Source organism: Paenibacillus sp. sgz302164, assembly GCF_056120505.1.
In genome coordinates this window covers 1-281 of record NZ_JBVYOL010000030.1, presented here as the reverse complement: position 1 = coordinate 281, position 281 = coordinate 1, and the positions used below count along the sequence as shown (strand labels likewise).

1 protein-coding gene is annotated in these 281 nt (G+C 55.5%); it reads right to left on the bottom strand.

Annotated features, from left to right (window positions below):
• Positions 1–47: 47 nt before the first annotated feature.
• Positions 48–281: hypothetical protein (locus tag AC0LWT_RS32890; RefSeq protein WP_474685520.1), on the bottom strand; the 234-nt coding region annotated here is incomplete at its 5' end.

Genomic DNA, 281 nt, shown 5'->3' with positions numbered 1-281 from the left:
CTTCTCGACGCAAAAAAGATGTACTTTTGCAGGCTTTCTGCGCGCGGCTAGTGATTCCCTGGTGAGCATGTTTTTCCGCTCACCACTCTGTAGGCCTCGCCTGCAAGGATGGCGTGGCGGCTTGCCAGCCCGAAAAGCCTGCGAAAGTGCAGGCTTTTTCGGGGGAAGCGGGCCAGTTTCGGGAAATTCCTGCAATTGTGCAGGAATTTCCGGCTAAGAGGCGGCCGGGCCCATAATTCCAGCGAAAAGCCTGCAGTTTTGCAGGAATATTTCGCGGACAG